Source organism: Sinomonas sp., from assembly GCF_051955515.1.
In the GTDB taxonomy this organism is placed as follows: domain Bacteria; phylum Actinomycetota; class Actinomycetes; order Actinomycetales; family Micrococcaceae; genus Sinomonas.
The window spans coordinates 1-6,549 of the sequence record NZ_JBQCGQ010000052.1; the positions used below are offsets into that span (position 1 = coordinate 1).

Consider the following 6,549-nt stretch of genomic DNA (forward strand, 5'->3'; position numbering starts at 1 on the left):
GTGCCTTTTCGCTGCGATGATCGCAGCCATTGACCAGAATTGCGCCTTTTTGGCGCTCCATGAGATTGAAGATCAGCTTGATGAGCGTCGACTTGCCCGAGCCGTTCGGCCCCACAAGCCCTACGATCTCGCCTGGCTCTACCCCGAAGCTGACAGCGGATAGCGCAGCGGCGTCTGCTGACGGATAGGTGAAGCCGAGGTCCTGGACGTCAAGCTGCGTCAACGGCACTCGACGACGTACCAGATGGCCATGCCGGCGAGGAGCGCGACGCCGATTGCGAGGATGACGGCGAGGAGCACCAAGAACCAGGCGTCGTACCTGAGGATTGCGGCATCGAATTGCGCCTTCGAACGCACGGCGATTTGCGCTGTCCGAGGTGTTGCCGGAATCATGCTGACGATCGTAGACATTTCCCCACCTTTTCGGTTTGCCGCTGGTTGAGCTGGATGTCTCGATATTCCCCGCAGCCCGGTGCCCGGTCAACCGAAAGGGGCCCTCTATGCCCATCCCTCATAGATGCCTAACTATTGGCCCTAACTATTGGCAGTGAGAGCGCGCTCGGGGCCGGGGTTCGGCGGCGGCCGTGGTGGTCATGGACTGGGCGAGGCGCAGAACTTCGATGGCCAAGGGCAGAACTTCCCTGCCCGCAGAGTTCAGCCTGAGGCCGCCCTGCCCTCGCGCGAACAGAGTGGTCCCCACGTAGCGCTCGAAGTCTGCGACCTGCCGGCTCACGGCGGATTGGCTGAAGCCCAAGGTGCCTGCGGCCTCAATCGTGCTTCCTAGCGTCGCTACCGCCACGAACGCCTTGACCGCGCTGAGATGCACGGCTCGCCCCACCATCCCTCACCGGACGCCTCCACTGACATCAACAAAAGCTACCCGGTTCTGGAAGTACTGATCGATCACTGAGCCCGGAGTGCCACGGAGGCGATCCTGCCCGCGGGAACGACGCCCAACGCATCTGCGAGCCTGAGGCCGGCGACGTTCTGGGCCTGCGCCTCGACTTGGACCAAATAGCCCTCTGCCAACGCTTCGTGCGCGGCGAGGAGGCCCATGAACGTCCCCAGCCCCTGACGGCGCCGGTGGGGCGCGACGAGCACCCCGAGATCTGCGATGAGGCCCTCATGGACTGCGTATGCGGCGCAGGCGGCTGGTTCGTCATCGACGAGGAGGGTGAAGCGGTAGCCGCGCTCCTCAATGCCGGCCGAGCTCACGTCGTCGGGAGGGCAGAGCGTCTCGAGCTCGATTGCCTCCGGGTTTCCCCGCGAGACCTCCGGCTCGGTGTCCGGCTGGAAGACGGGGAGATCGTCTGCGAAGCCGAGGACGGCCGTGCGGAGCCCATGGACCCCGGGGCCAGCGAGGCGCAGAAGCGCCCCGCCGCCCAAGAGTTCGTCGTCGGGCAGACCAGCCGCGGCCTCGACGAGCCGCGTCGGACCGCACAACGCGACCTGCCCGAACAGCTCTACGGCGATGAATTCGCGGGCCGTGTCCCGACAGCCGAGGAGGCGGCCGCCGTCGTCCGAGAAGGCAAGATCGGGGAGGCCGAGGCGCCGTGCCCACGCCAGCCGGACGATGCCCCGGCTCCCCTCATGGAAGGTTCCCTCGTGTGCCACACTCACCCGAACAGGACGCGGGCCTCGTCGTAGCGGTGCTGGGGGACGGTCTTGAGCCGGCCGAGCGCGGCCTCGAAGCCGACGTGGACGATGTCCGTGCCGTTGAGCGAGACCATGGTGCCCCATCGGCCCTCGACCACGGAATCGATGGCCGCCATGCCGAGCCGGGTCGCGAGCACCCGGTCGAAGGCGGTGGGCACGCCGCCCCGCTGGATGTGGCCGAGGATCGTGGCGCGCGTCTCGATCCCCGTTCGTGCCTCGATCTCGGGCGCGAGCTGCTCTGCGATTCCCCCGAGACGCGGGCGCCCGAAGGTGTCGAGCCCGCGCTCCGAGTGGGCCTCGGCCATGGTGTCCAGCGCGAAGCCCTCGGCCACGACCACAAGTGGCGCGCGGCCGCGGTCGTGGGCGAGCTTGACCCTGGCGGCGATCTGATCGATGCTCACCCGCTGCTCGGGGATCAGGATTGCATGGGCACCGGAGGCCATCCCGGAATGCAGGGCGATCCAGCCGACGTGCCGGCCCATCACCTCGGCGATCATGCAGCGGTGGTGCGATTCGCCGGTGGTGCGCAGCCGGTCGATGGCTTCGGTCGCAATCTCGACCGCGGTGTCGAAGCCGAACGTGTAGTCGGTGGCGTCGAGGTCATTGTCGATCGTCTTCGGGACGCCGACGATCCGGATGCCCGCGTCGGTGAGGCGCTTGGCGGCCGCGAGGGTGCCCTCCCCGCCGATGGCGATGATCGCGTCGATCCCGAGGCGGTCCATGTTGTCCTTGATGACTTCGGGGCCGCCTCCGTGCTCGAAGGGGTTGGTCCGCGATGTGCCGAGGATCGTTCCGCCCTGCTTGGAGATTCCGCGCACCATAGTGCGGGGGAGCTCGATCACCTCGCCCTCGACCACGCCGCGCCAGCCGTCCTTGTACCCCACGAATTCCTGGCCGTGAACCGCGATGCCCTTGAGCACGGCCCCCCGGATGACTGCGTTGAGGCCGGGGCAGTCGCCGCCGGAGGTGAGGATGCCGATCTTCATGCAGGGCCTTTCCGCTGCTGCGGCCAGCCGCAGGGGTGAGCGGGGCCGACGATGGATGCTGGGAGGCGCCCCGTTGAGCCCACGCCGATTGTAGTCGCGGCTTGTTCGTGATGCACACCACAGCGGACGACGGCGGTGAGTGCCGCCGTCGTCCGTCATCAATGGCTCACACGCCCGATGGTCCCTGCCCACCCCCGGGCCCCGAGACCTGGTGTCCGGCATCGCCGCGCGGCCCGCCCAAGGCCTTCTCGAGGATGATCGAGCCGTTGGGATCCGGGATGAGCGCCCACGCGACGAGGTACGCGAGGATCGCTGGTCCTGGAAGGAAGCAGAGCACGATGAAGACGATGCGCACGAAGGCGACGTCGACCCCGAGCTTCTCCGCGATGCCGCCGAGGACGCCGGCGAGAAGGCGGCGCTGGCTGCGGCGGAGGCCGGTCGAGCGGATGGCGTTGAAGAACGAGTCCATGGCGAAAACTCCTCGGATGCGAGATGGATGTCGGCTTTTTAGAGGTCGTCGGCGGGAGGATCTGGCTGCTGGTACGGATTGCGAACCTTCGGCTCGTCGTCGCGGGCCCCCTCGAGCGGCTTGCGGCTGCGCGCGGCGGCGAGGCTGCCGCCGATCACGAGCCCAGCGCCCGCAAGGAGGAGGAGCGCGACGGCGGCCATACCGGGATCGATGGTGAACCAGCCGAGCCGGCTCGACGTGAGCAGTCCTGCGATCGCGATCACGATGGCTCCCCAGACGATGGTGCCCACGCTGGGGCCGTGGAGACCCTCCCCAGCAGTCTTTCCGTATCCGCTCTCGTTGGCGCTCATGTCACTGTTCCTGTTCGATCTGGACGTTGCTCATCGTTGCGTGCACCGTCACCACTAGGGTCGCGCCTGCGCGGCCAGAGTTGTAGGTCTCGGAGCCGTTTGTGCCGAGCCCGGCGATGGACTTGTCGCCGAAATCGACGTTGCTCATGGTCGCGTCTGCCTGCACCCGAACGGGAACGTCCTTGGGGATGCGGATCTGGAGATCGCTCATGGTCGCGTTGACGGGGACCACCGAATCGGTCGTCAGCGGGCCAGCGGTGTCGAGGGCACTGAGGTCCACCTGTCCCTTCTGCGCGGTGACGTGATAGCCGGTCACGGCCTGCTGCATCGAGGTCGCAGCCAGATTCACCGTGCCCCGGGTGCGGCTCAGCTGGAAGGCCGGCTGCGTGACTGCGGCGGCAACGAGGGCCACGAGGGCGAAGAGCGTCAGGATCCCTGCCGTTCGGCCCCGCAGGCCGGCGATCAGGATGCCGAGCCCGATGATGCCCGCCCCGATAGCCCACAGTGCGCCGGTGTTCGGGTCGATGATCGAGGCCCCGGCAAGCTGAAGGGCCTGGAGTCCGCCGGCCACGAGGACCGCGAGGCCCAGGACGACGGCTGTGAACGGGCCGCCCGGCCCCCGGCGGCGGGGCTTCACAGCCGTGGCGACAGGCGCCGGGGCCGGGTAGGAGTGTGGTCCCGGCTGCGAGTAGGGGGATCCTTCATAAAGAGGTGGGGGAGCTGACATATAGGTGCTCGCGCTGTACGGGGAGGGGCCCGCCGGAGTCGCCTGCTCGGCCGAAGCCTGCTCGGCCGAAGCCTGCTCGGCTGAAGCCTGCTCGGCTGAAGCCCGCTCAGTCGGGGGCCCATACACCGCCTGCCCGTATCCGGGATGGCCGTGAGGGCCGAAGCGGCCGTGGGGGCCGAACCCGCGCCGCGATCGGCGCGCCCGGGCGATGCTGAAGACGATCAGTCCCACGACCCCGACCCAGAAGAGCGCCCAGAAGGGGCCAGCCCCGCGCATGTCGCCGAACCAGAATCCGGCGCGAGCGCCGCCGAGCCCGATGACCGTCGCGATGAGGCCGCCCGTCATGCCCGTGGTCCACCGCCCGCGCATGGCCTCTTGCACGTGGATACGGCCGTCCGGTTCGGGAAGAAGGAGCCACAGGACGCCGTAGGCCAGGACGCCGACGCCGAGGAAGATCGCCGCGACGACGAACAGTCCTCGGACGACGACTGGGTCGACACCCCAGCGATGAGCCAGACCGCTCGCCACACCGCCAACCCAGCGGTCCGAGCCGCGGGCGATGCGGAGGCTGCGAATCCAGCCGAAGAAGTCTGAACCGGGCCTGCCGGCCGGTCTTGGTGAGGGGGAATCTGGTTCCCCGGGGTGCTGTTCGGTGCTCATGGCTCTATCCTTCCGGCGGGGCCGCTCGCGTCCCATGGGGTGAGACCCTGAACGGACCCTGAAACACCCCCGGGATCCCCGGAACGACGGCCCTGAGAGCGCAGAACCGTGCTTGGATTGATGGCATGGACACCGTTCGCCTCCGGCCGCCGCTCGTGCGCGGCGAGGACCGCTTCGTCGCGGGCGTGTGCTCCGGCTTGGCCAGACATCTGGGCCTGCGCGTCGAGGTGGTGCGCTGGGTCATGGTTCTCTCGTCGCTCTTGGGCGGCGCGGGGATCGTGTTCTACGCGTGGCTGTGGATCATGGTGCCCACGGCGGCGGAGGCCACGCGCCGCCAGGCCCGCCGCCCGGCGTCGTCGATCGCGCCCGCGGTGAGCCTCGCTGCCGATGGGGCAGGCGACGCACAGAGGACGACGCCGGACCTTGCCTCCGCGGCCGAAGCGCGCCGCGCGTGGCGGCTCGGCGGTCACGCCCGCGAGATCCTGCTGGGCGCCGTTCTGGTGCTCGTCGCCGTCGCGCTGGGGGGCAGGCTGCTCGGCGCCGAGATCCCTCTGGGCGTGATCGTGCCGGTCGCGGCGATCCTCGGCGGGGCCGCCCTCGCGTGGATGCAGCTCGACGACTCGCGCCGTCAACAACTGGTGCGCGGAGCCGGGCCGGGACGCTGGAACGGCTGGCTGCGCCTGGGGGCTGGCCTGGCTCTCGTGATCGCGGGCGTGGCGCTCGCGGTCTCCGGGAGCCAGTGGAACGTCCTCGGCCTGGCACTCTTGGCGTCACTCGCAGTCCTCGCGGGCGTCGCGCTTGTCCTGCTCCCCTGGGGCCTCAAGTTCTGGCGTGACCTCGCGGCCGAGCGGTCAGCGCGCGTCCGCGAGGAGGAGCGCGCGGAGATCGCGGCCCACCTCCACGACTCAGTGCTCCAGACCCTCGCGCTCATCCAACGGCGAGCGGGAAGCGAGGCTGACGTAACGCGCCTCGCCCGGGCCCAGGAACGGGAGCTTCGCGAATGGCTGTATCGGGATTCCCGGCGCGGCGGGGGCACGTTCGTGGATCGGCTCAAGACACTCGCGGGCGAGGTCGAGGATGCCCACGGTCACAGCGTGGAGGTCGTGTCCGTCGGCGATGTGCCGCTGCACGGCAAGAACGCCGAGCGGCTCGAAGCGCTGCTCCAGGCGGCGCGCGAGGCGATGCTCAATGCCGTGCGCCACGGCGGCGGGAGCGTCTCGGTCTACGTCGAGGCGGGAAACGACGCCCTCGACCTGTTCGTCAAGGACCGCGGCCCGGGATTCGACCCCGAGTCCGTCCCTTCTGACCGACTCGGGGTGCGCGAATCGATCGTCGGGCGGATGCGGCGGCATGGCGGCGAGGCGACGATTGCCTCGGGGCCGGACGGCACGGAAGTGCGGCTGCACCTGCCCGGGATGGGAACGGAGGAATCATGAGCGAGCCTGTGACCGTCGTCGTGGTAGACGACCACACGATCTTTCGGTCCGGCCTCAAGGCCGACCTCGACGAGCGCGTCCGCGTGGTGGGGGAGGCCGCGACGGTCGAGCAGGCCGTCGCCGTCATCGGCGAGCTGCGGCCCCAGGTGGTGCTGCTGGACGTGCACCTTCCGGGTGGACTCGGAGGGGGAGGACGGGAAGTCCTGACGCGCTCGGCGGCGCTGCTCCCGCGTGTGCGTTTCCTCGCGCTCAGCGTCTCCGACGC

10 protein-coding genes are annotated in these 6,549 nt (G+C 69.2%); 2 read left to right on the forward strand and 8 right to left on the reverse strand.

Features of this window, described 5'->3' with window-relative positions; all coding sequences use genetic code 11:
• The 8 genes from ACTHL9_RS03095 to ACTHL9_RS03130 form a co-directional block, all read right to left on the reverse strand.
• The coding region (locus tag ACTHL9_RS03095) for an ATP-binding cassette domain-containing protein (RefSeq protein ID WP_440517246.1) at positions 1 to 223 on the reverse strand (223 nt) is incomplete at its 3' end.
• Positions 220 to 411, reverse strand: coding sequence for a hypothetical protein (locus ACTHL9_RS03100; protein ID WP_440517247.1), 192 nt, complete (start codon positions 409 to 411; stop codon positions 220 to 222). The genes ACTHL9_RS03095 and ACTHL9_RS03100, both read right to left, overlap by 4 nt.
• Before the next feature lie 127 nt (positions 412 to 538).
• Positions 539 to 826, reverse strand: coding sequence for a LysR family transcriptional regulator (locus ACTHL9_RS03105; RefSeq protein ID WP_440517248.1), 288 nt, complete (start codon positions 824 to 826; stop codon positions 539 to 541).
• Between the two features lie 77 nt (positions 827 to 903).
• Positions 904 to 1,620: a GNAT family N-acetyltransferase gene (locus ACTHL9_RS03110; protein WP_440517249.1), complete on the reverse strand. Its 717-nt coding sequence runs from the start codon at positions 1,618 to 1,620 to the stop codon at positions 904 to 906.
• A complete protein-coding gene (locus ACTHL9_RS03115) occupies positions 1,617 to 2,642 on the reverse strand; it encodes a 6-phosphofructokinase (protein WP_440517250.1) in 1,026 nt (341 codons plus the stop codon). The genes ACTHL9_RS03110 and ACTHL9_RS03115 overlap by 4 nt, the downstream gene beginning before the upstream one ends.
• Before the next feature lie 166 nt (positions 2,643 to 2,808).
• On the reverse strand, positions 2,809 to 3,111 hold the full coding sequence (locus ACTHL9_RS03120) for a PspC domain-containing protein (RefSeq protein ID WP_440517252.1): 303 nt from the start codon (positions 3,109 to 3,111) through the stop codon (positions 2,809 to 2,811).
• Between the two features lie 38 nt (positions 3,112 to 3,149).
• Positions 3,150 to 3,461: a hypothetical protein gene (locus ACTHL9_RS03125; RefSeq protein ID WP_440517253.1), complete on the reverse strand. Its 312-nt coding sequence runs from the start codon at positions 3,459 to 3,461 to the stop codon at positions 3,150 to 3,152.
• Between the two features lies 1 nt (position 3,462).
• The gene (locus tag ACTHL9_RS03130; protein ID WP_440517254.1) at positions 3,463 to 4,848 is read right to left on the reverse strand and encodes a PspC domain-containing protein; all 1,386 of its coding nucleotides are present in this window, start codon (positions 4,846 to 4,848) and stop codon (positions 3,463 to 3,465) included.
• A 125-nt stretch (positions 4,849 to 4,973) separates the two neighbouring features.
• On the opposite strand from ACTHL9_RS03130, the gene ACTHL9_RS03135 reads away from it, so the two are divergent.
• Together ACTHL9_RS03135 and ACTHL9_RS03140 are read left to right on the forward strand one after the other, a co-directional pair.
• Positions 4,974 to 6,284 (forward strand): ATP-binding protein, encoded by a 1,311-nt coding sequence (locus tag ACTHL9_RS03135; RefSeq protein WP_440517255.1) that lies wholly within the window; start codon positions 4,974 to 4,976, stop codon positions 6,282 to 6,284.
• Positions 6,281 to 6,549, forward strand: a 269-nt coding sequence (locus tag ACTHL9_RS03140; protein ID WP_440517256.1) for a response regulator, incomplete at its 3' end; no start/stop codon positions are given. The genes ACTHL9_RS03135 and ACTHL9_RS03140, both read left to right, overlap by 4 nt.

Coding starts and splice junctions, on each gene's coding strand:
- ACTHL9_RS03120 (WP_440517252.1), bottom strand. CDS start 3,111: ATGGACTCGTTCTTCAACGCCATCCGCTCGACCGGCCTCCGCCGCAGC.
- ACTHL9_RS03115 (WP_440517250.1), bottom strand. CDS start 2,642: ATGAAGATCGGCATCCTCACCTCCGGCGGCGACTGCCCCGGCCTCAAC.
- ACTHL9_RS03135 (WP_440517255.1), top strand. CDS start 4,974: ATGGACACCGTTCGCCTCCGGCCGCCGCTCGTGCGCGGCGAGGACCGC.
- ACTHL9_RS03125 (WP_440517253.1), bottom strand. CDS start 3,461: ATGAGCGCCAACGAGAGCGGATACGGAAAGACTGCTGGGGAGGGTCTC.
- ACTHL9_RS03130 (WP_440517254.1), bottom strand. CDS start 4,848: ATGAGCACCGAACAGCACCCCGGGGAACCAGATTCCCCCTCACCAAGA.
- ACTHL9_RS03100 (WP_440517247.1), bottom strand. CDS start 411: ATGTCTACGATCGTCAGCATGATTCCGGCAACACCTCGGACAGCGCAA.